Below are 24,900 nucleotides of genomic sequence, written 5' to 3'. Positions count from 1 at the left end.
CACACTGGGAACTACCACCGGACATGCCACGGACCTAGGGGGTCACCGCGTATGACGTTTCATTCTGTAGTTCCACCGTTTCTGCTCGAGCGGTTGCAGGGTGCGGGTGCTCGCGCCACGCTGCTCGCCGATCGTGAGATGCGTGCCGGACGCGAGGTGGTGCAGGCTCGCACCGCCATCGCTCCGCGCACCGGCGGCACGCTCGAGCGCACGATCTCCGATGCCAAGTCCACTCGCGATCTCCCCGGTCAGCAGGTGCGGGCCGAGGGCGAGGATCCCACCGGAGACGCTGCGACCGACGAGGCGTACGACGGTCTCGGGGCCACGTATGCGTTCTTCGAGAAGGTCTACGGGTACTCCAGTCTCGACGGCAGCGGACTGCCCCTCGACGCGACGGTGCACTACGGCCAGGACTACGACAACGCGTTCTGGGACGGCTCTCGCATGGTGTTCGGCGACGGTGACGGCGAGGTGTTCGCTCGGTTCACCGTCTCGCTCGGCGTCATCGCCCACGAACTCGCGCACGGGTTCACGCAGTACACCACCCCGCTCGAGTACAAGGACCAGGCCGGCGCGCTGAACGAGTCCATCTCCGATGTGTTCGGCGCACTCGTCGAGCAGTACACCGCCGGGCAGAACGCGGAGGACGCGTCGTGGCTGATCGGCGAAGGCCTGTTCCTGCCCGCCGTTCAAGGAAAGGCGCTGCGCTCGCTGCTCGAACCCGGCACCGCCTACGACGACGACGTCCTCGGCAAGGATCCGCAGCCGGCGAGCATGGACGATTTTGTCGTCACCACCGAGGACGAGGGCGGCGTGCACATCAATTCGGGTATCCCCAACCGCGCGTTCGCCGTCGCCGCCACCACGCTCGGCGGTCCGGCCTGGGATCGTGTCGGGCAGGTGTGGTTCGACACGATGACCGTCGGCGGGCTGTCTCCGACCGTCGATTTCGCCGGCTTCTCCGCCGCGACGCTCGCGGCGGCGAACAAGCGATTCGGAGCCGGTTCCGATGTTGCCGAGGCCGTGGCCACGGGTTGGTCTACCGTGGGGGTGAAGACAACAGGGCTCGCGTCCCTACCGAAGCCGAACGACGATCGGGTGTGATCGAGGGCAGATGAGCCTGCGCATCGAGGTACTGCGAACCGGCGGTGTCGCCGGGATGTCCAAGCGCGGCGTCGTCGAGACCGACGAGCCGGAATGGCAGTCGTTGGTCGAGGCCGCGCAGCCGTACATCGCCGATCAGCAGTCCACCGATCCGGCCGAGTCCAACGCCCGTGACACCTTCGTGTGGAGTGTGTCGGTGGGTGAGCACTCGTGCCGAGTGGGCGATTCGAGCCTGACCGGACCTCTACGCGACCTCGCGGAGCGCACACTCCGCGAGGGTCGCGTCAAGTAGCCAGGGCCTCAGACCTGCCACTCCGCACTGCGTTCTTCGGTCGCCTGACCCAGTGCCTCGACGAGGGCGTCGACTCCGAAGTCCTTGCCGTACGAGGGCGTTCCCGGCTGCTGACGCCACGACTGGGCGAGGGTTCCGCCGTCGACCGGGTCGAATCCGAGCTCGTCGATCACCGAGAACACGATCTTCTTGGAATCGTCGTCGTCCCCGGCGACCGGCAGTGCGATTCGACCGCTGGTCCCGGCCGGCACGCCCTTCTCGAGCAGGTGCTTGTACCAAATTCCGTTGAACGCCTTGATCACCGGCTCGCCGAGTTGCTGAGACACCCACACACTTTCGGGCGTCCCACCCTCGATGTCCTCGATCGACCCGTCGCGCTGCTGCGGGTAGTAGTTGTTGGTCTCGATGATCGGGGCTCCCGGTTTGCGGGCGCTGACAATTCCCGGGGCCAGGTCAGGAACGTTCTTCTGCGGAATGCTCAGAAGCACCAGGTCGGCGTCCTGCGCGGCGTCGGCGGCCCACACCGCCGTCGCCCCGGTTTCCTCGGCCAGATCTGCCAAGGTCTCCGGGTCGCGCGAATTCGAGAATCGAACCTCGTGACCGAGTGCTGCCCACCGACGAACGAGGGTGCCGCCGATGAATCCGCTACCGATGATTCCAATTTTCATATCGAGAACCAACGCACCCGAACCGAAACAATTCCCGTCAGGATCCGACGGATACCTTCGACCGGGGACGGCCGAACTTCATGGCCTTGTCCACGACCTTGCCGTACCGCAGAACCGGCAGGTCGCGGAAGTAGTTCATGCGCAGCTTCCATGGGGTCTCGCTCCCCTGCCTCGGGAAGTTGTCGACGGCTCGAAGCACGTATCCCGCTGCGAAGTCCAGGAACGGTTCTTCGTCGACGGACGGATCGCGCTCGAGTTCGACCGTGCTGTACCCCTTCTCGTCCATGTGCGCGAGCAGACGCATCACGTAGTTCGAGACCATGTCGGCCTTGAGTGTCCACGACGCATTGGTGTAGCCGACGACGAAGGCGAAGTTCGGGATCCCGGTGAGCATCATGCCCTTGTAGGCCATGGTGCTGGGCAGGTCGACGTCGTTGCCGTCGATGCGGAACAGCGCACCGCCGAGCGCGGAGAGGTTGAGTCCCGTTGCGGTGACCACGATATCGGCGTCGAGGTGCTGGCCGGACTTCAGCTGCAGGCCGGTTTCGGTGAAGCGTTCGATGTGATCGGTGACGATCGAGACCTCGTCCTTGCGGATCGAACGAAACAGATCGTTGTCGGGCACCAGGCACAGACGCTGATCCCACGGGTTGTAGGACGGGGTGAAGTGGGTGTCGAGGTCGTATCCCTTCGGCAGCCACCCCTCCTGCATCGTGCGGATCCGCTTCTTCATGAACTCCGGGTACTTCTGGCTCAGGGTGTAGATCAACATCGCCATGGACACGTTCTTGAGCCGAGTCACGCTGTACGCCAACTTCTTCGGCAGTCGCTTGCGCAGGGTCTGCGCAATCGGGTCCTGCGACGGAAGCGAGAGGATGTAGCTGGGTGAGCGCTGCAGCAGCGTGACGTGCTCGGCGTCGCGAGCCAGATTGGGGGCCAACGTGATCGCTGTTGCGCCGCTGCCGATCACGACGATCTTCTTGCCGGAGTAATCCAGATCCTCGGGCCAGTGCTGTGGATGAATCACCTGGCCGCCGAAGTTCTCCTGACCGGCGAACTCGGGGGTGAACCCCTTGTCGTAGTTGTAGTAACCGCTGCAGGAGAACACGAACGACGCGGTGATCGTGACCGTCTCGTCTGTATCGCTACGGTGCGCCGTCACCGTCCAGAACTGCTGCTCGCTCGACCATTCGAGGGCAATCACCTTGTGATGGAACCGAATGTGCTTGTCGACGCCCGCTTCTCTCGCGGTCTCGACGATGTAGTTGCGGATGTCGGTGCCGTCGGCGATGGATTTCTCACCCATCCACGGCTTGAAGCTGTATCCGAGGGTGTACATGTCGGAGTCGGAGCGAATCCCGGGATAGCGGAACAGATCCCACGTTCCACCGATCGCGCCGCGGCTCTCGAGAATGGCGTAGGTCTTGCCGGGCAGATCGTGCCCGAGGTGGCGCGCGGCCCCGATCCCGGACAGGCCGGCACCGATGATGAGGACGTCGACCTCGGGAGAGGGCAATACGGCAGTCATGTCAAAGATTCCTTCGATGTCCGATGTCAGCTGGTCTTGTTGCGAGCGCTCTCGGACCTGCCGAGGCGGGCTACTTCTTCGTCCATCTTCGGCAGGATCGTCGGCACGTGCTCGAGCATGCTGCGATCACCGACCCGCGAGGTGATGACGGCTTTGAACCACGACGCCGCGCCCACCCACCGCGGCACGTAGACGCGCCGCTTGCGCTTGGCCAGGCCGTCGACGAATGCGTCGACGCACTGATCGACGGTCATCGTCTTGCCCAGCGGGCCGGGGAGCACCGCGAGCAGATCCTGGAAGGCGGTGAGATCGGATTTGGCGTCCTGCACCATCGGTGTGTCGATCCACGCCATGTGTGCGGAGCCGACGTCGACACCTCGGTAGTTGACCTCGAGCCGGAGCGCATTCGCAAAGTGTTCTGCTGCAGCCTTACTGGCGTTGTACGCGGCCAGGCCGGGGCAGGGGGTGAACGCGGCGAGCGAGGAGACGACGAGGACGTAGCCGTTGCGTTCGATGAGCGACGGCAGAGCGGCGCGGACGGTGTTGAACACGCCCATCACGTTGATGTCCATGACGCGTTGGAACGTGGCGGGATCGACTTGCATGATCGATCCGTAGCTGGCGATTCCGGCATTGGCGAGCACCAGATCGATGCCGCCGTACGCCTCGATTCCGCCGTCGACGGCGCGCTGCATGTCGTCGAGGTTCCGAACGTCTGCCACGAACGCCTCGGCCTTCAGCTGCGTCGCCAGCTCTCGCAGCGGGGCCTCGTCGACGTCGACGAGTACCAACCGGGCACCGCGTCCGGCCAGCGCCCGCGCCGTTGCGGCACCGATTCCTCGTGCTGCTCCGGTGATCAGAACGACCTTGTTGCGTAGCGTCGACGCCGCCATGTGCTCCCCCTCCATCGGAATGCCTGTCTGCGAACACTTTGCATCTGATACCGAGCGGTGTCAAGATCTGTGTGTGTCCACGCATCACAGTGAAGTCGGCCGCACCTACCGAGGTGCCGACCCGCAGCAGCGGCAGCAGGAGCGTCGAGTTCGCCTGCTCGACGCGGCCGTCGAGGTCTTCGGCACCACCGGCTACCGGACGGCAACCGTGGAGAAGGTGTGCAGCGAGGCAGGCCTGACCAAGCGCTACTTCTACGAGTCCTTCACCAACAGCGAGGACCTGCTGATGGCGACCTACGCCCGCGCAACCGACGCCATGCGCCAGAACATCCTGGCCGGTGCCGCCGCCGAGGCCGACTCGACCGAACAGGTTCTCCGAGCCGCTCTCACCGGCTTCTTCACCTTCGTCGCCGAGAATCCGAAATCTGCGCGCATCGCCTTCGTCGAGATTCTCGGGGTCTCGTCCACCGTCGACGCGCTCTACCGCAAGACCACGACCTCGTTCTCCGAGACGGTGCTCCAGGTGGCCGAGGGGGTCGGTTCCAGCCGCGGGCTCGCCGGGCCCAACCGTCGAACATTGGCCATGGGCCTGGTGGGCGCGGTCCTCACCATCGCCCAGCAGTGGCTGCTCTCCCCCGAACGGGAACCGCTGGACTCGGTGATCGCCAGCGCCCACACCATCCTGGCCGCGGTGGTGTTCGGACGCGTCGACGGCTGAGCGTCAGCTCAAGGCCTGCTCTGCAGCGGCTCCACCGGCTCGTCCGCAGTGGCACGCTCTCCTGATTTGACGACGACGACGCCGAGCAGAACCAGTGCGCCACCGGCCAATTGGATCGGTGCCGGTGCCTGCCCGAGCAGCAGCCACGCGAACACCAGTGCGGCAACGACTTCCATCAATCCCATGAACGACGCCAACCGCGACCCGAGGCGTCGGCCTGCCGCGATCCCGAGGACATAGGCCAGCGCGGCGGTCACGACGCCGAGGCCGATGATCGGAACCCACCACGGCACAACGGCATCGACGAAGGTGACGTCGGTGAGCGGGGCAGCGAACGGGACGATGCCGATCAGTCCGGCGACCAGCAGGATGAGCCCACCCGTGAGCAGCCCTGCCCCGGCGAGCACGATCGGCGGGAGTCCGTTGCTCTCGTCCGCGGACAGCACCCAGTAGACGGCCGCACCGACCATCGAGCCCAGCGCCCACAGCACGCCGACGGTGTCGACGTCGGCACCGGAGATCAGGTCGAGCACGAGCACAAGACCCATTGCGGCGAGCAGCGCGCCCACCACGGTCAGGCGGCCCGGACGTTGCTGGTGCCGGAACCACATCCAGCCGATGACGGCCACGGGCGAGGTGAACTCGATCAGCAGCGCCACGCCCACCTCCATCCGGCCGACGGCGTTGAAGAAGGCGAGCTGGCACCCTGCCACCGCGAAGGCTCCGTACGCGAGGAGCAGCTTCCAGTTCTTGGCCAGCAGGCTCCACCGCCCGCGCAACGCGAGGATCGACGGAATCAGCAGGACGGCTGCGGCAAGCAGAATGCGCGCGGTCACCGCGGCCCCGGCGGTCCAGCCTGCGTCGAGCAATCCCGTGGCGAGCGAGCCGGAAAGCCCGAAGGACGCCGCCGAGAGCAGCGCGAAACCGAGCCCCGAGAGTCGACGCGACCGTGCCGCAGCGTTGTGTTCGACCGCACGATTCACCTGCGCGTCATGAGTGTAAGCCGTCATGACATGTGACAGTAGGCAGTGACTTGGTAAGGTGTCAACATGCTTTTTGCTCATGACGCGGAACTGTCGTTGTTGTCCGCCGTGGCATTGGTCAATTCCGCCGAGGACCCGGACACGTTGACCACGCGCGAGCAGTTGGCCGAGTTCATCTCCGAGCAGGGCTATTCCGGCCGCTTCGACGGCGACGAGGAGGAGCTCGAGGCGGTGAGAGCCCTGCGTCCGACCTTGCGATCACTGCTCACCAGCAGCCGAGACGCCGCGGTGGTCGAGGTCAACCGATTGCTGGCCGAGTCCTCCGCCCTGCCGCGACTGGTGCGCCACGGAGACCTCGACTGGCACGTTCACGCGGTCGCCGACGACAGTCCGCTCGCAACCCGCATCGTCGTCGAAACCGCGATGGCCATGATCGACGTCATCCGCGCGGACGAGCTCTCGCGCTTCGACGTCTGCGCCGATCCGGACTGCAACGGGCTGGTCCTCGACCTCTCGCGCAACCGGTCCCGCCGATTCTGCAGCACCACCTGCGGCAACCGAGCAGCCGTCGCCGCGTACCGGGCCCGAAAGGCTCAGTAGCACCACGGGGGCTTAATCGATCGGCTTTCGGGTATCCGCCGTCCGAGCTGATCGAAAGGAATTGCCCCTATGGTCGAGAAAAGGCCTACCAAGACAAGCTGGGCCAGAGCAGTCGAGAACATGCTGGCCGTCATCCTGATCTTCGCCGGGATCGCCGCTGCGGGCGGTCTGATCGCCGCATTGGCGGGCGGTTTCGAGGGATTGGCGATCATCGCCGGAATTGCCGTGATCGTGTTGTTCGCAGGCGGATTCTTTGCCATCCGCGACGGTGCCCGACGACGCGCCCTCGAATCGAACACCGTCGTCTACGCCCCGGACAACACCGACGAATTGTTCGACGTGGACCCGAGTACCGGAGAGCGAACCCCGCACCGCGACTAGCGCGATCGTGCGGGTTCGCCCGGCCAGGTCGGTCAGAACGGATACTTCTGGATGTCCGACTGCATCGTGACCCACTGCAGGTCGCAGAAGGTGTCGAGGTTGACGGTGGTGCCGAAATGCCCGCCCGATCCCGAGGCCTTGACTCCACCGAACGGGGCCACGGCCTCGTCGTCGATCGTCTGATCGTTGATGTGCACTGCGCCGGAACGGATTCGGTCCGACAACTCGTACGCCGCGAACGGATTGGCGGTGACGATCGCAACGGACAGACCGTATTCCGAGGAATTGATGATGTCGATGGCCTCGTCCACGGTGCGGTACGTCGTGATCGGCGCGACCGGACCGAAGATCTCCTCGGTGAACCCGGGTGAGTCCTTCGGCACGTTGGCGAGCACGGTCGGCCGGTAGTGGAGACCGTCGAACGTTCCGCCCGCGGCCAGTTCGGCACCGGCCGTCACCGTGGCCTGCACGATGCTGTCGACTCGCTTCAACTGGTTCTCGTCGATGATGGGCCCCAACGCATTCGACGGGTCGGTCGGATCGCCGACGGTGATGCGTTCGGCGATCTTCGCGAGCTCCGCTGTGTACTGCTCGGCGAGATGCTCGGGAACGAGGTGCCGACCCGACGCCATGCAGATCTGTCCCTGGTGCAGGAACGATCCCCACGCGCCCGCCGATGCAGCGGCCTCGATGTCTGCATCGGGCAGCACGAGGAACGCGTTGTTTCCGCCGAGTTCGAGGTGGACCTTCTTGAGCAGCGGCGCAGCGGCTTCCGCGATTCTGCGGCCGGCGGCCGTGGATCCGGTAAAGGAGATGCACGGGACGTCGGGGTGCGAGACGAGAGCGGCTCCCACATCGGCACCCGAAGGCAGTACATGCAACAGACCGTCCGGCAGTCCCGCTTCGGCGAAGATCTCGGCGAGGATCAGCCCACCCGAAATCGGTGTTCGCGGATCGGGTTTGAGAACGACGGCATTGCCGACGGCCAGAGCAGGCGCGACCGACCGCATCGACAGTACCGCTGGGAAGTTGAACGGGCTGATCACGCCGATGACGCCCATCGGAACGTAACGCCCCATCGAGAAGCGGGACTTCGCGCTCCGCAGTACCTGCCCGTAGGGCTGCGACGCCAGAGCGGCCGCCTCGGTCAGTTCGGCAAGAACCAAGCCGACCTCGGCCCCCGCCTTGCCGTGACCGGACCCCGATTCGGGAACCAGCCACCGCGTCAGACGCTCGGGGTTCTCCGCCAGGAGCGCCGCAGCCTTCGTCATGACCGACGCCCGCTCGGGGTAGGGCTTGGCGGCCCATTCTTTCTGCGCACGTGCGGCTTTCGCGACAGCACGATCGAGGTCGGCGACGTCGGCAGCACCGACGGTGGCCACAACCGACCCGTCGGACGGCGCGGTCACGTCGAGGGTTCCACCACCGCCGTCCACCCATCCGCCGTCGAATATCTTCGCCGTCCACGCCAGTGTGTTCGCCATGTCAGTCCTGCTCTTTCTTTCTCGATGTTCTTTCTTCGTTACCGCTGGGCTGCGATCGCTGCGTCGAGCACCTCGGCCTCGGCCCAGGATCCGTGGAACGCGAACGGAACTCGGACGGGAAGCTTGACGCGTGCGAGAGGTTCGCGGGTGAACGCGTCGGCCTCGTGCACCAGTAGCTCGGACAGTCCGGTCGCCGGATTCCACCACAGGGTCAGCAGATATCCGTCGTTCTCGGCGCTCGCTCCTCGACGCTGGACGAAGACCGGTTCGCTGGGGCTGGTCAACCCGTCGGGCCCTTCGAGCACGATCGTCTGACCGGTGGAGAAGTCATGGCGCGCAAGCCCATCCGTCAGGGTCAACGGCGACAGATCACGGGTGGTGGCGAAGTAGCCGAAGCGATTCTCCTTGCCCAGCCACGCGTCGTTGATCTTCGGGAATTCACCCGCCACTCCGCTGTGCATGTGCTGGGTGGTCGTCCTGGTCGCGGTATCGAGCACGAACCGCCAGGCCATCGCAGGTGGAAACCAGGAGTGCGAGTCGATCGGCTCGTCCGAGTCGTCGACCGGATTGCCCAGACGCGCGATGACGTGCAGATCCACCACGATTCCTGTGGCAGTTTCATGCGCGTTGAAGAAGTGCGTCGGGGCCAGCATCAGGCCGGTGTCGTACCAGGTCACCTCATGGGTGCGACGGTCGAGAACGGCGAACCTGCTGCCGTTCGGTGTAGCCGATTCGTCCCAGAGCACCCCCGGCCGCCCCGCCATGATGCGGTCGAGGCGGAACTGGTTGGGCGAGATGAGGAAGATCGCGAGGTGTTCGCTCACGATGTAATCGTGCACCATTGCCGGACAACCCATGTCGAAAGTGACGGTATCGACGACGGTGCCGCTGGTATCGGCCTCGTACCAGGTCAGATTCGGTCCGATGGCAGAGTAGAAGAGCATGTTGCCCGTCGACGGTTCGATCTTGTAGTGCGCCGTGCACAGGATGTCGAGTGCGCCACCGAAGTCGTACGTGCCCTGTGTATCGAGTGTCTCGGGGTGCATCGAATGCGGAAGTCCGCCTTCGTAGTACACCAGCAGATGGTCGGCGAACAGGCCGACGTTGGTGTTGGCGACACTCTTGGACGGCGGCGCGCCCACGGGCAGATCCCGCCTGGCCTTGCCCGAGCCGTTGACGAAGCCGCTGTACAGCGCTTCCCCGGCCTCGACCTCGATCTTCATCGTGTCGGTGTGCACCCACTTCATCCGGAACGACGCCTTGCCGTCGCGGATGTAGGTGCCCGCGACTCCGCCGTCGCCCTCCCACCAGTGGTAACGGTCGGTGTCGAGTGGCTCGAAGCGGGGATTGTCGGCAATTCGGAACAGCGCGCCGGCGAGGTCGTCGGGGAGTTTCCCGATCACCTCGAGGTCGAATGCCTCGGTCTCCTCGTGCCAGGGCGCGAACGGCCCGTTCAGGAATTTGTTGGACGTGTTCCAGTCGACGTCCGCGTTGTGCCGCGGAGTCGCAGGCGCGGTGCGTCGGACCAGTGTCGTTGGGAGCGGGGTCGGTACTTCACGCATAGCTGATGCCTTTCGTCTCGATGTAGGACAGTTCGGAAGGACTCGGGGAAGATCCGGTCCACGACGCCACTGCGGCTCGAACGTCGTCACCATCGTGCGGATGCCACGCGGCCGCGACGAAGCGGTCGGGCCGGATGAGCACGAATCTTCCGGTATACGTGCGCATCTCGTCGTCCAACCGGCCGTCGACGTCGAGCAGAACGTTGATGCCGTCGACTCTCGGTACCGTGCCATCGGTGGGCACGGCGGCCTCGACCGCATGCAGGCCGCGGGCGACAGCACGCGCGTGCGCCCACTCCACCGTGTCGTGCACGTCGACTCCCACCAGCGCCCAACCGGTTCCGAGGATCTCGTCGAGCGGGCGGATGGTGCGGGTCGCCGAGTCGAAGGCCCGTGGTTGCCCGATCACGCTCCCGGTGTCGTCGCCGGGGAGTACGAGCCCGTCGGAGAATCGGTAGGGCGGACGGTAGGCCATGGTCTCGAACCAGCGTCGCCCGTTCACGGTGGCCAATGCGGCTCGGACCAACTCGTCGCGTCTGGCCGCGATTCGAGGATTGGTCGTCATCACCACGCGGCCCAACCGCTCGGATGCGCGTACCACCGCGGCGGCGTGGGGGCCACGCTCGGATTGGTATGTGGCCAGCACACTTTCGTGCAGGCAACCCTCGAGCACGCCGGCCAACTTCCACGCCAGGTTCGCGGCGTCGCGAATGCCGGAGTTCAGACCTTGACCGGCGAACGGCGGCATCATGTGTGCGGCGTCGCCGAGCAGGAAGCAGCGCCCGAGCTGCCATCGATCGGCCACGAGGCCGTGGAAGCGATAGTTGACGGCTCGTTCGACCTGGGCTGGTGTGATCGGCCGGTAGCGCGAGACGAGCTTGTCGATGAGCTCGAACGGTGGCGCGTCGGTGGCCGTGCCCTCGCCCTCGAACAGGCGGAATTCGTATCGACAGCGGCCACCGAGACCGGGCACCACCACGTGCGGCCTGCTCGGATCGGCGTGGTGCATACCGTAGCGCTCGGTGTGCGGGTCGCCGAGCGTGTCGACCACCAACCACAGTTCCGGGTGGCTGCGCCCGATCATGCCGATACCGAGCAGGTTTCGGACGGTCGATCGTCCGCCGTCGCTACCGAGGAGATAACGAGCCCGCACCGTGCGTCCACCCGCTTCGATGGCCACGGCGTCCGCGTCCTGCACGATCGACGTGACCTCGGTGTCGAACCGTACGGTGACATTGCGCGCCGTATGCAGCGCCCCGGCCAGTACACGCTCGAGATCCGGTTGCGCGAACGGGTTCTTGAAGGGGTAGCCCAGTCGGTAGGCACTCTCCGCGCCGCCGTGGAACAGCGGTTCGTCGTCGAGGCCGTAGTAGCGGGTTCCGGTGCCGGGCACGACGATCGGCAGGATCTTGTCGATGACGCCTGCCTGCTGGTAGGTGCGCAGTGCCTCGTCGTCGATGCTGATCGCTTTGGGTTCGTCGCTCGTCGTCGAGCGCCGCTCGAGAACGACGACGCGAAGCCCTCGTGCAGCGAGCAGCAGGCCCGCGGTCATCCCGACCGGACCGGCACCGCAGATCGCTACGTCGTAGAGGGTGTCGAATCTCTTGTCCACACCACCAAGGTAGCGCGCATCACGTTAAATAGGAATGCTGTCCCATAAAATAGGACACTCTACGAGCTGACGACGGCCAATCGTGCGGACAGAGCATCGGCCGCCGCCCGCACCGCGGTGACGAGCACGTCGGTCCGGTCCTCGGGAACGCGACGCCTGATCGCCACGATGCTCAATGCGGCTGCCACCGAACCGGACTCGTCGAAGATCGGTGCGGCGATTCCCATCGCGTCCGGGTCCACCTCGGCGACGGTCTGGCCGTAGCCGGTGGTCCGGATCCGCTCGAGACGATCGACGAGGCGATCGACGTCGGTCAACGTTCGATCGGTGAAGCGTTGCAGCTCGTGCCGACCCAGGATCGAGCGGATCTCTTTCTCCGGCAGCCAGGCCAGGAGCGTCAATGCCGATGCGCCGGCGTTGATGGGCAGCCGACTCCCCCGCTCGTAGCTCAGGCGCACCAGCTGCTTGGCCCCCTCGCACCGCTCGATGCACACAGCCGTGTCGTCGACGAGCCTGGTGAGCAACACGGTTTCACCCACCTCGTCGGCGAGTTCGCGCATCACCGGCTGGGCGATGGTGGTCAATCCGTAACCGCGCCGGGCCAATCGAGCAAGTTCGAGTACTGCGACACCCAACCGAAAGCCGCCGTTGGGAGCTTCCTCGAGAAACGATGCGCCGACCAACGTCTGCAGATATCGGTACGCCGTGGAGCGGGCACTGCCGAGGGCTTCGGCGACGTCGTTCGCGCTGATCTGCAGACGGTCCTCGGTGAACATTCCCAGGATTATCAGTGCGCGGTCGGCCGTGCTGTTTCGTTCTCTGTATCCACTCGTCTCGGAAGCCATGTCTCCATCCTAGTTCTGATTGTCAGGACTGCAGTGTCATCAAATGAATTTTTGCCCTTGACAGCTGTGATCCAGGCCATGAACACTGTCCTGCATAAGACAACAGTAGTCCTGTATTACGGGACACGGCCTCCGGACGAGGAACTCATGAAACCCACCCAACCCAAGCTGGATCGCGGCACGCTCATCGCCTGCTGCCTCGCGATCGGCGTCGCCCAGATGGGCGTCTCGCTCGCAGCGCCCATTCTCGGTGTGATCCAACGCGACCTCGGAGCGAGCGCTGCGGCGCTGGCCTGGATCCCGGCCGCGTTCATCCTTCCCACCGCCATACTCGAGCTCAACTTCGGCGTACTGGGCGACATGTTCGGCCGCAAGAGGCTGCTCGTCTGGGGTGGCGTGCTCGTCTTCGTCGGAGACGTCGTCGCCGGAACGTCGGGAACTCTGACGCAACTGATCGCCGGGCAGGCCATCGCCGGACTCGGTGCTGCAGCAATCTTTCCCACGTCACTGGCGATGCTGGTCTCGGCAACCCCCGAACGTCAGGAGCGAGCCCGCGCCCTGTCTCTCTGGGCCGTCAGCCTGGCGTTCGGTGCCATGATCGCCCCGCTGATCAGCGGCTTCGCGGCCGAACACTTCAGCTGGGGCTGGTCGTTCGCCATTCCCGCCGTGCTGGGTCTCGTCACCGCCGCGGTCAGTGCCGCGGTGATCGTCGACTCGCGTCATCCCGCCGGACGCGGACTCGACTGGCCCGGCCAGATCACCATCGCCGTCGCTTTGCTCGCCCTGCTGTACGCGGTGATCCAGGGCTCCGTGGACGGCTACTCGAGCCCCGTCATCGTGGGCACTTTCGTTCTCGCAGTGGCGGCATTCGTCGCGTTCGTGATCAGCGAGCAGCGAGCCCGCACCCCGATGTTGAACCTTGCGCTGTTCCGGACGCCTGCCTTTGCCGCGGCCGCCCTGATCGGATTGCTCGCGATGTTCGGCTTCATCGGAACCGCCTACGCGCTCAGTGTGAAACTCGAAGCGATCCTGCACGTCAGCCCGCTGCAGGCCGCTCTGCCGTTCGCCCTCATCCAAGCCGTACCGCTGCTCCTCACTCCGTTGCTTCCGCGCCTGTTGATGCGCGTCGCGGCGCGCACGCTGCTGGTCACCGGGCTGGCGGCACTGGCCATCGGTCAGATATGGATGGCTCAGCTGCCCGGTGACTCCACCTCGCTGCTCGCGATGACCGGCCCGATCCTGCTGCTCGGCACCGGCTTCATCACCATGTTCACCGCACTGACGGCCGTCGCCGTCGGAGCCGTCGCCATCGACTACGCCGGAATGGCAAGCGCAGTAACCAGTCTCGTTCGCGAGACCGGCCAGAGCCTCGGCCCCGCGATCGTCAGCGCCGTGGCCTTCGGAGTTGCCGGAGCCACCCTCACCTCCAGCCTGTCCGACGGTTCCCTCCCTCCCGAGGCGGTGGGCGTGGCCTCCGGCGTCGCCGAGCAGGGCGGGCCGTTGGCGGTGGCCAACGCCGATCTCGGCCCGATCTCGGATCTGGTTGCACCGCTTGCCCGGACGGCTCTCGAAACCGGCCTGGACATCGGCATCTACGTCTGTGCCGGAGCCACCGTCCTGGCCGCGGTCATCGCCCTCGCCATCCCCGGCGGAGCCCCGAAGGGCCTCGATGCGGCCCCAATCGACGCAGCAGCATCACCTGCTGCCGGACGACTGCTGCCGGCGGGTGAGTGAGATGTCCACGCCCACTCTGAATCACGTCTTCACCCTCGACGTCGAGCTGGCTCCTCCGGTGGTCATCGGCTCCACCCCGCACGGAATGCGTCGGGTCATCCCGATCACCGGCGGCCGATTCCACGGACCGGCCGGATCCGGAACGATCCTGCCCGGCGGTGCGGACTGGAACCTGGTGCGCACCGACGGCGTCACCCATCTGTGGGCCCGCTACACGATCGTCACCGACGACAACGTGCCCATCATGGTCACCAACGAGGGCTGGGGCACCCAGGACGATGCCACCATGGAGCGCATCTTCGCCGGCGGCGGTGCTGACATCGACCGCTGGTACTGCTCCACCAACCCTCGATTCGAAGTGGCCGACCCAGAGTGGAACTGGTTGAACCACAGCGTGTTCCTCGGCCGACTCTTGCCACCGAACCGCGGCGACCAGGTTCGGATCACCGTCTACACCGACGCCCCCGTCCCCACCCCATCGACGCCCCGAAAGGCGGATCACTGACATGACCACTCCCACCCGAAACAGACTGCAGGAAGGTGGTGCCGTGGGAACGCTGCGGCAGACCGCTGTCTCGCACATCGGTTTCACCGTTCCCGACGTCGCCGCCACCGCCGACTTCTACGGCCGCACCGTCGGTCTGACGGTGCAGGAAGAACTCGTGGGCGGAGGCCTGCGCCTCGGCTGGGGCCTCGGACACCATGTTCTCGACCTGACCGAAGGTCCGAAAGGACTGTCTCACTACGGCTTCGAGGTACGCGACGTCGACGGCCTCGACTGTATCGCCAAGAGACTCGCCGACGCAGGCCACCACGTCGCCGAGCTGGATCCCGCCGTGCTCGACCATGCCGTCGGAGTACCGTCGGGCATCTCGGTGACCGACCCCGACGGCACGACGGTGCATTTCCACGGGCCGGTCGCACGGCAGGGCGAGAATGCCGCCGATCCGGGACGACGCCCGATCAAGTTCCAGCACACCACTCTCGGCACCGACAACGTGGCGCAGATGGTCTCGTTCTTCGTCGACACCGTCGGGTTCCGCATCTCCGATCAGCTCGAGGACGGCAAGTTCGCGTGGCTACGCAGCGACCGCGATCACCACACTTTGGCCGTCGTCGAGAACGGCAACCCCGGCGATCTCGACCACTACTCCTACGACCTCGCCGAGTGGGAGGACTTCAAGTCCTGGTGCGATCGCCTCACCGAGATCGGCGTCGACGTCGTCTGGGGCCCGGGACGTCACGGCCCCGGCAACAACCTGTTCGTCTTCTTCGACGATCCGGCGGGTAACCACATCGAGCTCTCGGCCGAGATGGAGAAGTTCCACGACGACCGAGCCACGTACGTGACGCGGCAGTGGCGTCCGGTACCGGCGTCGGTGAATCTGTGGGGCGGACAACTGGCCAGCTGGCGCAAGACGAGTGAGAGCGAGATCTGACAGATGGCCTACATCAGCTACGAACACAACGGAATTCGTGGAGTCGGCGAGGTCGACGGCGATGCGCTGATTCCGCTGCAGGGCATCGCTGCGATCGGGCGTTCCAGTTCGCTCGAGGCACTCGCCGGCGCCGATCGACTGACCGAGGAGCGCCTGCCGATCGCCGACGTGCGCGTCCTGCCCGCAGTCACCGACCCGGCCCGAGTGATCTGTGTCGGTCTGAACTACCGCGACCACATCGCCGAAACCGGACGCGAGTTCCCTACGTACCCGGTGATGTTTCCCAAGTACGCCTCCAGCCTGATCGGGGCCTACGACGACATCGCAGTCCCGCCGGAGAGCTCCGAGGTGGACTACGAGGGCGAGATGGCGGTGATCATCGGGCGCACCGGCCGACGCATCACCGAGGAGAACGCGCTCGATCACGTTCTGGGTTACACCGTCGCCAACGACATCACGATGCGCGACTTCCAGTACAAGACGCACCAGTGGATGCAGGGAAAGGCATGGGACGCAAGCACTCCCCTCGGCCCCCGCATCGTCTGCCCCGGCGAGGTGGACCTCGCGAGCTGCGGCATCCGCACCGTCGTCAACGGCGAGAAGGTACAGGAATCGGATCTGTCCCAATTGCTGTTCACGGTGCCGAATCTGATCGCGACCATCTCCACGTTCACGACCCTCGAGCCGGGTGACGTCATCCTCACCGGCACCCCCGGTGGCGTCGGATATCGCCGTAAGCCGCAACTGCTGTTGAAGCCGGGGGATCAGGTGTCCGTCGAAATCGACTCGATCGGCATCGTCGAGAACCTACTGGTGGCCGAGACGATCTAGAACTTCCCACGGCCGAATCGGACCGACGGCAGGGAACCGGTCAGCGCGAGTCGTCCCGCAGTGCCGCCATCATGCTCGAGCTCGGCGCATATCGGCTGATCCACGTCGCCTGGACTGCGTGGTAGAGATCTGGCTTGCCACTCCACACCGTCGCGGCCGGACGATTGCTGCTGTCGAGTTCGTGATGCCAGGACCCGTCCACGCGGTCGACGAAGTACTCGGCGGCGACATCCCACCAGGTGCGGTAGTCCTGCTCGTAGCGGTCTTCTCGGGTGTGGCGGGCCAGGGTCGCGGCCGCGCCGATCGCCTCGCACAGCACCCAGTGCAGGCGCTCGGTCACCACGGGGTGGCCGGACCAGTCGGTGGTGTACACGAACCCCGGTGTCGGCCCGGGCTGCCAACCATCCTGAGCCGCGCGGTGATACAGAGACTTCGCCGACTCGACGTAGTCGTGGCCCTGAGCGCTGGCGGCAACCATGCTGGCCTGCAACAGAAGTCGTGCCCACTCGAATCCGTGGCCGACCGTCGCCCCGTAAGGCTTGAACTGGTTGGCGGTGTCGTCCGAATTGAACTCGAGCAGCGGGATCCACTGGGCGGTGAAGTGTTCCGGGATTCGGTGGTCGTTCTCCTGCGCCCAGCCGATCACGTTGTCGCAGATGCGGACTGCACGTTCACGCCAGATCGTGGGCGCACCCGCATCGACGGCAGCCAACAGCGCTTCGACCATGTGCATGTTGGCGTTGATGCCGCGGTAGTCGTCGAGTACGGACCAGTCCGCAGTCCAGGTGTCCGCACACATTCCGTACTGCTCGTCCCAGAATCGTGCAGCCACGATGTCGAGGGCTTCGTCGAGAAGACCCCGACCGTCAGGGTGCCCCGCGGCGGCGGCAGCCGAGGCGGCCAGCACCACGAACGCATGCGTGTACGCGTTCTTGCCAGCATCGGGCGAGGTCGCGTCGGAGCTGGACTCGAACCAACCGCCGTTCTCGCTGTCTCGCAACGACGTCAGAAGTCCGTCGAACACCCGATCGGCCTTTCTGCGGGACGCCGGCCGACCCAGCATCGAGGCGAGAAAGTGCACATGCGCCATCCGAGCGGTGATGTACGTATGCGCCGGGTGATCGAGGTCCGGGTTGCCTTGATCGTCCAGCCACACCGCGCCACCTGCGGGGTGGTCGAGTGAGGTTCCGAAGTCGAGAAGGCGAGACGATTCGGTGTCGAGCCACAACTGATGAGAGGGAAGGGTCCACCAACTGCGACGATGTCCGGAGCTCATGTGTTCATTGTGCGCTGTACTCGACGCACTGGGTCGGAGTCAGCGAGAGACGCTGTAGCGCAAGTAGACCCAACCCGCGGCCTGGAACACACGTTGTTCCTCCAGGGCCAGGTCGAGGTGCCGTCCGACGGGAAAGTAGGGCTTCCCGCCACCCAGAATCGTCGGGACGAAGATGACCTCGTACTGATCGATCTCGTCGACGAGCGACTCGGCCAGGGCAGCCCCTCCGACGGCCAACGTGCCCTCGGTTTCTCGCTTGAGACGCTGCACCTCCGCGACGGCATCGACACTGCGCACCAACCGGCAGCCGTCGGCCACCGAGTCGAGAGTGTCGGAGAAGACGATCCGCGGCGTGTCCACGTACAGCCGAGCGAACTCCGCCTCGACGTCGTCACCGTCGGCGCGCGCCGGGTCTGTCCAGTAGTCCTCCATCGCGTCGTAGAGTCGACGCCCGAACAGGAAAGCGGCGGTCGCCTCCGTCTGACGGTTGGAGAAGCTGTGCGTCTCGTCGTCCGGCATGGAGAAGTCGAGACTGCCGGTGGGATCTTCGATGAATCCGTCGAGAGAAACGTGCATGTTGTAGGTCAGAATGGCCATGTCACTCCTGGGGTCGGGTGGATTCGACAGTATGGACTTCGACGCCCTCCGGAATTCACCGGTGAGCGAGTCAGTCCAGGATCGCAGTTGCCTCCACCTCGACGAGGACGTCGGGCTCGAAGAGGCAGTCGACGCCGATCAGCGATGCGGGTGGCATCGGAGTCGGCAATCCGATCTCCTCGGCGACGCGGGTGACGCCGTCCATGAACTCGCCGATCCGCTCCGGGGCCCACTGCGTGACGTAGAACGTCAGGCGCAGTACGTCGTCGAATGTCGCTCCGGCACCGGTCAATCCGATCGCTGTATTGCGCAGTGCCTGCGCGACCTGCCCGGCGAGGTCGTTTTCGGCGACCGTCGACCCATCCTCGTTCCGCGCGATCTGACCGCTGACGTGGATATGCCGGGATCCCTGCCCCACCGCTACGTGGTGATACGGGGTGGGTTGCACCATGCCGGACGGAGTGAATCGAGTGACGCTCATGGAGTTCCTTTCGTCGTGACCGAAGCCAGGTATAGGATTGATACCTGGTACACAAAGGACACTTCAAGGGAACCTGGTTTCATGACCGATACCGCCGACGGCAACGCAGAGCTGACCATCAGTGCCCCTCACCGCGAACTGTTGGATCAGGTGCTGGACAAGTGGTCGCTCCAGGTGCTCAACGAATTGTGCGAGCGCCCCTGCCGATTCAACGATCTCCGCCGTGCAATTCCGGCGGTGACGCAGAAGTCCCTCACCGCAACTCTCAGGAAGCTCGAACGCAACGGCATCATCGAACGCATCGTTCTGAGCACTCGCCCGGTGGCGGTGGAATATCGAATCACACCGCTGGGCAAGACCCTTCGGGATCCCGTCGACGTACTTCTTGCGTGGGCAACTCGGCACATGGACGAAATCGACACCGCACGAGATCGATTCGACGCTCTCTGATCCACTCACCGCAGCAGTGTGCTGCCCGAATGTCCTGAGATCTCGGAGAAGAGGTACATCCATGACGAGCAATTCACAGCATTCCACCGCACGCGCTGACGCCGTGCTGTCCGGCCTGGCGACGGTGATGCAACCGAAGAGTGCAATCACCGTCGGGTCTGCACGTACGGCGATCGCGTTGGCGTCCGCTCTCGAACGGTCCACAACCGCAGCGGTGCCGCGACTCCGGACCTTCGCCACCGATCCGAGCGACTCCAGCGTCGACGACTTCGTTCAGGAGCATCGGCCGAAATTCGACTTCGTCGAGTCGGTCACCGACTCCCTGTTCGACTTGTCCCCTCGGAATCTACGAGACATCGGCCCGTTCGACCTGGCCTGGATCGACGGTGAATCCCTTGTGGAGGACGCGCGGTTCCTCCGTACTCTGTGGCCACACGTTGCGGTGGGTGGAGTTCTCGCCGTCGAGAACTCATACCTTCCGGCCGGGGACAACCCGCTGTGGAACGCGATCGTGCGCTTCGGCGCCGACGACGTCGAGACCCTGACGCTTCCAGGAATCGGCCTCATGAGGAAGCGGTCGGAGCCCCCTCGCGAGGTCGATTTCACCGACGAGATGATGTCCGCCACCGGGGTTCCGGTGCGGTTCGAGTCCATCGGCGTGCACGACGATGCGCCGCTGCTGGACCACGCGACCGGCGTACTTCATGTCCTGGCGGATCCGGATCTTCGGGCGGTCCTCTTCGCGATCGGCAGTGGAGTCTCGACAGTGGCCGAGCTGCAGTCCCACACGTCACTGGCCGACCGTGCACTACACAAGGCAGTCGCGCGCCTGTTCGCCCTGTCGGTGGTGACCCGGGTGGACGATCGCCTCGTCGTGGACGAGAACACGTTCGAGAGTTTTCGCGATCTCCCGCGAACAACGCCCCCGCCGACGCGGATGGCCCGATACAGCCGTGATCGTGCCGAATTTCTGAATGCGATTGCACAGCAACTGAGTTCGACGACATGGGCGTCGGAGCACCAGGTCAACGAATTGTGCAGGTTCTTCGACGACGACTACGCGACACTACGACGCGAGCTCGTCGATACCGGATTTCTCGAACGAGACGGTGCGGGCTCGATGTACCGGGCCAGAAGTGCGACGTAGAACGACCTCCAGCCCGCGGCGGGGTCGGGCTTCGTCAGGTCCAGTACAGAAGCTGCGCGTCGGGTAGGACGGATTCGAGCTCTTCCACGAACCACGTCCGCATTTCCGACATCGTATCCTTCGGGTAGACGTACTTCACGCCGCCGAACTTGTTTCTCTTTGCTGTGCGGGCACTTTCGTCCATCTCGAGCTTCGTCCCCGGATACCAGCTCAACAGCACGTCCTTGCTCGACGGCGTGAACCGATGAGTGATGATCTCGGCGGTCAGGTCCAGATCCGGAACGCCGCGCAACGCGTCGGCGACGGTCGAGAGAAGCCGACCGTACTGCTCGCGCCACCCCGGAATGGGCATGATCGGCGCGATGGTCAATCCCACTCGATATCCGGCCAGCGCAAGCTGCCGTAGCGCCTCGATTCGAGCAGGCATCCGCGCAGTTCCCCCTTCGAAACGGCGCGCGATGTCATCCGCATTGACCGACAGTCGAACTCGGGTGCGTCGCCGATGATCCAACGTCACCAACTCGGTGACGTCGTCGAACTTGGTCGTGAAGCGTAACGACACGCCATCGCCGTACTCGCCCGCACCGACTCTGCGCACGGCCTCGGCGAGGGATCCCGTCACATGTTCGATTCCCAAAGGATCGGTGTAACAGGACAACTCGAAGGTCGTTCCTTCGTGGCCTCTCTCCTCGGTGCCGGAGGTGATGGTGCCGCTGCCGGCATGCGTACCGATCCCCGCCAGAACGTCGTCGAGGTTGGCGAACACCCGGGTGATCGGCGGCCCGGACAACGACCCCGCCAGATAGCAGTACTGACAGTGCGCCGGGCAGCCCTTCGCCAGGTCGATGCGCCAGTCGGCGCTCGGCGGAATCGGTTGAGGTTTGAGCACACTCGGCGGCGCAACCACTACGGCCATGGTCGTCTTGGCACGGGCGTAGGTCTCTCGCTCGGTCTCCCCGCGCAGGCCCGCCAGACGGTCGCCCGGCAGCACGTCGATCTCGGTCACGCCGGCCCCCTCACACCGGCGAACGATCTCCGCGGTGTGCGGCAGCTCCGACGCAGACCGCGTGATCAGGACGCGCGACGGCGTCCACAGCCGAGTAGGGGCAGAGAAAGCGTTGTCCATTACCGGAGTCCAACGCCCGTCCGTCGTGGATCCTTCCCGTCAGGTGCTACGAGACCCAGTTGTTCGACGGGATCTCAGCGGGTCTACCCAACAGATATCCCTGCCCTTGAACAGAACTCGGCAAGGCGTCGAGCTGGGCGAGGGTCTCGATCCCTTCGACCACGCACCCCAGATGCAGATCTCGGGCGAGATTGATGATCGCCCGAACGATGCTGCTGCTCGTCTCATCGCTGGTCATTGTGGCGGTGAACGATCGATCGATCTTCACTGCGCTCACCGGCAGCGTGGCCAGGTACCGCAAGCTCGCGAATCCGGTGCCGAAGTCGTCGATGGCGATGCCGACACCCAGCTCACGCAGTTCACCGAGCTGACGCAGCATCGAGGACCCCGACTCGAGCAGCACCGACTCGGTGAGCTCGAGAACGAGGTCCTCCGGAGCCATTCCGTGCCGTCCCAGAGCCGCGCCCACCACCGCGGCCATATCCATGTGTTGAGCCTGTCGGGCACTGAGGTTGACGGCCATCGTGACCGGGATGCCGACCCCCGAACCGCGCGGGTGCGCCGCACGCCACCGCACCAGAGTGCCCAGCGCGTCGTCCAGCACCCGCTCCCCGAGCTCGGAGATGAGACCGGTGTCCTCCGCTACGGGAATGAATCGGTCCGGTGTGATCCCTGCGCCGTCGTCGTCACGTAGGCGCGCGAGTGCCTCGAAGCTCGTGAGCGCTCTGCTGCCGAGGTCGTAGACCGGCTGATAGGCAACGGTCAGCGTCGCGGCGCCGCGGTGTTCGGGATCGAGGGCACCCCGCAGGGTCTGCTCGATGTAGGCACGCTCTAGGGCGTTCGCGCGCAGCGCGTCGTCGAACAGTTCGATCCGGTCCTTACCGAGCTGCTTGGCTCGGTACATGGCGGAGTCCGCGTCCCGCAGCACTTCCTGCGCGCTGGCACCCTTGCGAACCAGCACCATGCCCACGCTGGCCGACACCACGTACTGGCTGCCCTGGTACACGATCGGAGCTGCGAGAACCGCCCGGATGCGCTCGGCGACGCGCTCCGCCAAGCCTGCACCCGCAAGCTTGCCGGAACCACGTTCGGCGGGCAGCGCGTCGACGACGAGAACGAACTCGTCGCCGCCGACTCGGGCGATCGAGTCGTTGGCACGCAGCACCGACCGCAGACGTCGAGCAACCTCGACGAGAACCGCATCGCCTGCAGCATGACCGCCGGTGTCGTTGACGCGTTTGAATCCGTCCAGATCGCAGAACAACACGGCTGCAGCAGCGCCGGTGCTCTCACCGCGCTCGATCGCCGAGCCGATCCGGTCCAGCAGCAGCATCCGGTTGGGCAGCCCGGTCAACGGATCCTGCAGAGCTGCCCGCTCGAGTGCCAGCTCTGCCTCGACGACGTCGGTCACCTCCCGCACCACCGAGAGCACCTCGGCAACATCCCCCGACGGTCCCCGACGAAACGGGGTGGTGCGTCGCGACAGCCACCGCAGTGAACCGTCGGCTGCTCGCGCCCGGTAGCGGATCGTGACGCTCTCCCCCTCGGGCAGCGACGCCGCTTGCCGGTCTGCGGCTCGGACGACGCCGATGTCCTCTGCCACCGCACCGTCCAGACGATCCTCGGGGGCCTCGAGGTCGTCGAGGTCGTCGGAGCGACCGAACCGGAGGTTGGGTGAAGGTCCGTCGGGTGGCCCCTCCTCGGGTGGACCGTCCAACAGCGACCGCAGGCTTCGAGAAGCCCACGTCACCTGGCCGGTGCCCACATCGGTGACGGTGGTGATGTCCGGCGACGCGGTCAACACCGCATCGCGGAACGCGCGCGCCTGCTCGAGCTCGGTCCTCGCCTCACGCTCGGCCGTGACGTCCTCGGACAGGACCATGGCTCCGACGATCGTGCCCGAACTGTCACGCAGCGGTCTGGCCTTGACCTGGAAGATCGCTCCCGTTCGGGAGCTGACGGTGTCGAACGACGTCTCGTCCCCCGCCACCGCAGCTCGGTAATGCGGCTCGAGCTGTGCGTAGACCTCCGGTGTCACAGTGTCTCGCAACAGCTGACCCTCCATCCGTCGCGGGTCGTATCCCTCCGCCACCAGTTCGGCACCCTCGACGAGCACAAATCGCAGATCGCAGTCCACGACGAGCACGGTGGTGTGCGGTAGGTTCGCCGCCAATTGCCGGTACCGGGCCTCGCTGGCATCGTCGAACATCGAGGGCGAGCCGAGCAACGCTCCGTAGAAGCGGCGCATCCCCAGATAGATCACACCGGCGAGCGCTGTCGACGCCGTCACCACCACGTCGGCGGTGCCGCCCATCGACTCCCGCATCGCGTCGACCGTTCCCGCGCCGGAGTCGAGATGCGATGCGTGGCCCCCGACCGCCGCGGCCAGGTGCACCGCATGAAGCAGGTGGTGCGCAGAGCAGGTCAGAAAGATCGCCGCCGTTGCCACCGCCAAGCGGTTGTTCCGCAGCTGCCCGGTCCGCATCAGTCCCCGGACGATGAACAGCACGATCCCCAGATACGCCGCAGCGGTGATCCCGTTGAGGATCACCACCCACACCCAGCCGCTCACAGCGGGGCCTCACCGGATCGACACCGACAACACGCGCTGCGGTTCCACTCGACACACGAGACGGGCATGACGCGACCCCCCAGGGTTGTAGCCCAGTGCGTCGCACGATCGACCGGGATCGCAGTGAATACTCGCCCCATCGAAAACCCGAGTCGACCAGCGTGTCCGCGCACTGATGGTCCGCGAAGGCTATCCCAATCCGATTCCTTCCGTTGCCATTGGCGCAGTGGGACAACAGGGTGTCGCCCCGGTGATCTCACCGTCCCACGCGCCCTGCTGCCCGGCGTCGGGTCAGTCGGCGCTCGGCGGAATCGGTTGAGGTTTCAGCACACTCGGCGGCGCAACCACCACGGCCATCGTCGTCTTGGCGCGGGCCTAGGTCTCACCCGAGTTCTGGATCCTTCCCGTTGTTTACGGGCCGACCCGGGATCGACAGCGACGGCTCGTTCGAGAAAGAAGCACGAGCAGAAAATCACCGAGCCGATCAACGAAAGCAGGCCCCGTCGACGCGTCGACGGGGCCTGCTCGGTACGGGGGTCGCTCAGGAAGCGGAACCGGACGAAAGAAGCTGCAGGAT

At 65.3% G+C, this 24,900-nt stretch carries 24 protein-coding genes; 11 read left to right on the top strand and 13 right to left on the bottom strand.

Going from position 1 to position 24,900, the window contains the following annotated elements; translation table 11 throughout:
* The first annotated feature begins 51 nt into the window (after positions 1-51).
* Entirely contained in the window at positions 52-1,104 is a 1,053-nt protein-coding gene (locus CH271_RS01950; RefSeq protein ID WP_094632400.1) for a M4 family metallopeptidase, read from the top strand.
* A gap of 10 nt (positions 1,105-1,114) precedes the next feature.
* Positions 1,115-1,396 carry a protealysin inhibitor emfourin gene (locus tag CH271_RS01945; RefSeq protein ID WP_052047354.1) on the top strand — a complete coding sequence of 94 codons (282 nt, stop codon included), beginning with the start codon at positions 1,115-1,117 and terminating at the stop codon, positions 1,394-1,396.
* Between the two features lie 8 nt (positions 1,397-1,404).
* On the opposite strand, the gene CH271_RS01940 is transcribed toward CH271_RS01945, so the two are convergent.
* The 3 genes from CH271_RS01940 to CH271_RS01930 are packed head-to-tail and all read right to left on the bottom strand — an operon-like array spanning position 1,405 to position 4,485.
* Positions 1,405-2,064, bottom strand: a complete 660-nt coding sequence (locus CH271_RS01940; RefSeq protein WP_094632398.1) for an NADPH-dependent F420 reductase — start codon at positions 2,062-2,064, stop codon at positions 1,405-1,407.
* A 37-nt stretch (positions 2,065-2,101) separates the two neighbouring features.
* Entirely contained in the window at positions 2,102-3,592 is a 1,491-nt protein-coding gene (locus CH271_RS01935) for a flavin-containing monooxygenase (protein WP_094632396.1), read from the bottom strand.
* 26 nt (positions 3,593-3,618) lie between these two features.
* Positions 3,619-4,485: an SDR family oxidoreductase gene (locus CH271_RS01930; protein ID WP_094632394.1), complete on the bottom strand. Its 867-nt coding sequence runs from the start codon at positions 4,483-4,485 to the stop codon at positions 3,619-3,621.
* Positions 4,486-4,558: 73 nt separating this feature from the next.
* On the opposite strand from CH271_RS01930, the gene CH271_RS01925 reads away from it, so the two are divergent.
* Entirely contained in the window at positions 4,559-5,203 is a 645-nt protein-coding gene (locus CH271_RS01925; RefSeq protein ID WP_094632392.1) for a TetR/AcrR family transcriptional regulator, read from the top strand.
* 8 nt (positions 5,204-5,211) lie between these two features.
* Here CH271_RS01925 and CH271_RS01920 read toward each other — a convergent pair whose 3' ends face one another.
* Positions 5,212-6,213 carry an EamA family transporter gene (locus CH271_RS01920; protein WP_037188019.1) on the bottom strand — a complete coding sequence of 334 codons (1,002 nt, stop codon included), beginning with the start codon at positions 6,211-6,213 and terminating at the stop codon, positions 5,212-5,214.
* 39 nt (positions 6,214-6,252) lie between these two features.
* Here CH271_RS01920 and CH271_RS01915 point away from each other — a divergent pair, with 39 nt between their 5' ends.
* Together CH271_RS01915 and CH271_RS01910 are read left to right on the top strand one after the other, a co-directional pair.
* Positions 6,253-6,786: a CGNR zinc finger domain-containing protein gene (locus CH271_RS01915; RefSeq protein WP_094632390.1), complete on the top strand. Its 534-nt coding sequence runs from the start codon at positions 6,253-6,255 to the stop codon at positions 6,784-6,786.
* Between the two features lie 69 nt (positions 6,787-6,855).
* Positions 6,856-7,167 carry a hypothetical protein gene (locus CH271_RS01910; RefSeq protein WP_094632388.1) on the top strand — a complete coding sequence of 104 codons (312 nt, stop codon included), beginning with the start codon at positions 6,856-6,858 and terminating at the stop codon, positions 7,165-7,167.
* Between the two features lie 32 nt (positions 7,168-7,199).
* On the opposite strand, the gene CH271_RS01905 is transcribed toward CH271_RS01910, so the two are convergent.
* Genes CH271_RS01905 through CH271_RS01890 form a run of 4 tightly spaced genes read right to left on the bottom strand, consistent with a single transcriptional unit; the run spans position 7,200 to position 12,670 of the window.
* A complete protein-coding gene (locus CH271_RS01905) occupies positions 7,200-8,651 on the bottom strand; it encodes an aldehyde dehydrogenase family protein (RefSeq protein WP_094632386.1) in 1,452 nt (483 codons plus the stop codon).
* A gap of 38 nt (positions 8,652-8,689) precedes the next feature.
* Positions 8,690-10,213, bottom strand: a complete 1,524-nt coding sequence (locus CH271_RS01900; protein ID WP_094632384.1) for a carotenoid oxygenase family protein — start codon at positions 10,211-10,213, stop codon at positions 8,690-8,692.
* A complete protein-coding gene (locus CH271_RS01895) occupies positions 10,206-11,825 on the bottom strand; it encodes an FAD-dependent monooxygenase (protein WP_256986135.1) in 1,620 nt (539 codons plus the stop codon). The genes CH271_RS01900 and CH271_RS01895 overlap by 8 nt, the downstream gene beginning before the upstream one ends.
* Positions 11,826-11,884: 59 nt before the next feature.
* Complete coding sequence (locus tag CH271_RS01890; RefSeq protein WP_094632382.1) at positions 11,885-12,670, bottom strand: IclR family transcriptional regulator; 786 nt, start codon at positions 12,668-12,670, stop codon at positions 11,885-11,887.
* Positions 12,671-12,817: 147 nt separating this feature from the next.
* Between CH271_RS01890 and CH271_RS01885 the strand changes: the two genes are divergently transcribed.
* From CH271_RS01885 to CH271_RS01870, 4 genes are read left to right on the top strand one after another with little or no spacing between them, the layout of a single operon-like run.
* Positions 12,818-14,404, top strand: a complete 1,587-nt coding sequence (locus CH271_RS01885; RefSeq protein WP_094632380.1) for an MFS transporter — start codon at positions 12,818-12,820, stop codon at positions 14,402-14,404.
* Between the two features lies 1 nt (position 14,405).
* Positions 14,406-14,909, top strand: coding sequence for a DUF3237 domain-containing protein (locus tag CH271_RS01880; RefSeq protein WP_179274851.1), 504 nt, complete (start codon positions 14,406-14,408; stop codon positions 14,907-14,909).
* A gap of 1 nt (position 14,910) precedes the next feature.
* Positions 14,911-15,843 carry a VOC family protein gene (locus CH271_RS01875; RefSeq protein ID WP_094632376.1) on the top strand — a complete coding sequence of 311 codons (933 nt, stop codon included), beginning with the start codon at positions 14,911-14,913 and terminating at the stop codon, positions 15,841-15,843.
* Positions 15,844-15,846: 3 nt separating this feature from the next.
* Positions 15,847-16,674, top strand: coding sequence for a fumarylacetoacetate hydrolase family protein (locus tag CH271_RS01870; protein ID WP_094632374.1), 828 nt, complete (start codon positions 15,847-15,849; stop codon positions 16,672-16,674).
* 40 nt (positions 16,675-16,714) lie between these two features.
* Here CH271_RS01870 and CH271_RS01865 read toward each other — a convergent pair whose 3' ends face one another.
* The 3 genes from CH271_RS01865 to CH271_RS01855 all read right to left on the bottom strand — a co-directional run bounded on the left by CH271_RS01865 (position 16,715) and on the right by CH271_RS01855 (position 19,028).
* Positions 16,715-17,950 (bottom strand): AGE family epimerase/isomerase, encoded by a 1,236-nt coding sequence (locus CH271_RS01865; RefSeq protein ID WP_094632372.1) that lies wholly within the window; start codon positions 17,948-17,950, stop codon positions 16,715-16,717.
* 39 nt (positions 17,951-17,989) lie between these two features.
* Complete coding sequence (locus CH271_RS01860; protein WP_094632370.1) at positions 17,990-18,547, bottom strand: dihydrofolate reductase family protein; 558 nt, start codon at positions 18,545-18,547, stop codon at positions 17,990-17,992.
* Between the two features lie 70 nt (positions 18,548-18,617).
* A complete protein-coding gene (locus tag CH271_RS01855; RefSeq protein WP_094632368.1) occupies positions 18,618-19,028 on the bottom strand; it encodes a RidA family protein in 411 nt (136 codons plus the stop codon).
* Positions 19,029-19,109: 81 nt separating this feature from the next.
* On the opposite strand from CH271_RS01855, the gene CH271_RS01850 reads away from it, so the two are divergent.
* Together CH271_RS01850 and CH271_RS01845 are read left to right on the top strand one after the other, a co-directional pair.
* Entirely contained in the window at positions 19,110-19,478 is a 369-nt protein-coding gene (locus CH271_RS01850) for a winged helix-turn-helix transcriptional regulator (protein ID WP_094632366.1), read from the top strand.
* A gap of 61 nt (positions 19,479-19,539) precedes the next feature.
* Entirely contained in the window at positions 19,540-20,625 is a 1,086-nt protein-coding gene (locus CH271_RS01845; RefSeq protein ID WP_094632364.1) for a DUF2087 domain-containing protein, read from the top strand.
* A 34-nt stretch (positions 20,626-20,659) separates the two neighbouring features.
* Here the strand turns inward: CH271_RS01845 and CH271_RS01840 are convergent, their stop codons facing one another.
* Positions 20,660-21,751: a spore photoproduct lyase family protein gene (locus tag CH271_RS01840; protein ID WP_094632362.1), complete on the bottom strand. Its 1,092-nt coding sequence runs from the start codon at positions 21,749-21,751 to the stop codon at positions 20,660-20,662.
* A gap of 46 nt (positions 21,752-21,797) precedes the next feature.
* Positions 21,798-24,323: a putative bifunctional diguanylate cyclase/phosphodiesterase gene (locus tag CH271_RS01835; protein ID WP_094632360.1), complete on the bottom strand. Its 2,526-nt coding sequence runs from the start codon at positions 24,321-24,323 to the stop codon at positions 21,798-21,800.
* Positions 24,324-24,900 lie beyond the last annotated feature (577 nt).

The organism is Rhodococcus sp. 05-340-2, from assembly GCF_002258915.1.
Lineage (GTDB): Bacteria > Actinomycetota > Actinomycetes > Mycobacteriales > Mycobacteriaceae > Rhodococcoides.
The sequence above is the reverse complement of the archived record's forward strand: the minus strand, read 5'-3'. Positions and strand labels throughout refer to the sequence as shown.

Excerpts from the sequence above, each read along its gene's own strand:
- CH271_RS01950 (WP_094632400.1), top strand. The coding sequence starts at position 52 with ATGACGTTTCATTCTGTAGTTCCACCGTTTCTGCTCGAGCGGTTGCAG.
- CH271_RS01945 (WP_052047354.1), top strand. The coding sequence starts at position 1,115 with ATGAGCCTGCGCATCGAGGTACTGCGAACCGGCGGTGTCGCCGGGATG.
- CH271_RS01940 (WP_094632398.1), bottom strand. The coding sequence starts at position 2,064 with ATGAAAATTGGAATCATCGGTAGCGGATTCATCGGCGGCACCCTCGTT.
- CH271_RS01935 (WP_094632396.1), bottom strand. The coding sequence starts at position 3,592 with ATGACTGCCGTATTGCCCTCTCCCGAGGTCGACGTCCTCATCATCGGT.
- CH271_RS01930 (WP_094632394.1), bottom strand. The coding sequence starts at position 4,485 with ATGGCGGCGTCGACGCTACGCAACAAGGTCGTTCTGATCACCGGAGCA.
- CH271_RS01920 (WP_037188019.1), bottom strand. The coding sequence starts at position 6,213 with ATGACGGCTTACACTCATGACGCGCAGGTGAATCGTGCGGTCGAACAC.
- CH271_RS01915 (WP_094632390.1), top strand. The coding sequence starts at position 6,253 with ATGCTTTTTGCTCATGACGCGGAACTGTCGTTGTTGTCCGCCGTGGCA.
- CH271_RS01910 (WP_094632388.1), top strand. The coding sequence starts at position 6,856 with ATGGTCGAGAAAAGGCCTACCAAGACAAGCTGGGCCAGAGCAGTCGAG.
- CH271_RS01905 (WP_094632386.1), bottom strand. The coding sequence starts at position 8,651 with ATGGCGAACACACTGGCGTGGACGGCGAAGATATTCGACGGCGGATGG.
- CH271_RS01900 (WP_094632384.1), bottom strand. The coding sequence starts at position 10,213 with ATGCGTGAAGTACCGACCCCGCTCCCAACGACACTGGTCCGACGCACC.
- CH271_RS01890 (WP_094632382.1), bottom strand. The coding sequence starts at position 12,670 with ATGGCTTCCGAGACGAGTGGATACAGAGAACGAAACAGCACGGCCGAC.
- CH271_RS01885 (WP_094632380.1), top strand. The coding sequence starts at position 12,818 with ATGAAACCCACCCAACCCAAGCTGGATCGCGGCACGCTCATCGCCTGC.
- CH271_RS01880 (WP_179274851.1), top strand. The coding sequence starts at position 14,406 with ATGTCCACGCCCACTCTGAATCACGTCTTCACCCTCGACGTCGAGCTG.
- CH271_RS01875 (WP_094632376.1), top strand. The coding sequence starts at position 14,911 with ATGACCACTCCCACCCGAAACAGACTGCAGGAAGGTGGTGCCGTGGGA.
- CH271_RS01870 (WP_094632374.1), top strand. The coding sequence starts at position 15,847 with ATGGCCTACATCAGCTACGAACACAACGGAATTCGTGGAGTCGGCGAG.
- CH271_RS01865 (WP_094632372.1), bottom strand. The coding sequence starts at position 17,950 with ATGAGCTCCGGACATCGTCGCAGTTGGTGGACCCTTCCCTCTCATCAG.
- CH271_RS01860 (WP_094632370.1), bottom strand. The coding sequence starts at position 18,547 with ATGGCCATTCTGACCTACAACATGCACGTTTCTCTCGACGGATTCATC.
- CH271_RS01855 (WP_094632368.1), bottom strand. The coding sequence starts at position 19,028 with ATGAGCGTCACTCGATTCACTCCGTCCGGCATGGTGCAACCCACCCCG.
- CH271_RS01850 (WP_094632366.1), top strand. The coding sequence starts at position 19,110 with ATGACCGATACCGCCGACGGCAACGCAGAGCTGACCATCAGTGCCCCT.
- CH271_RS01845 (WP_094632364.1), top strand. The coding sequence starts at position 19,540 with ATGACGAGCAATTCACAGCATTCCACCGCACGCGCTGACGCCGTGCTG.
- CH271_RS01840 (WP_094632362.1), bottom strand. The coding sequence starts at position 21,751 with ATGGACAACGCTTTCTCTGCCCCTACTCGGCTGTGGACGCCGTCGCGC.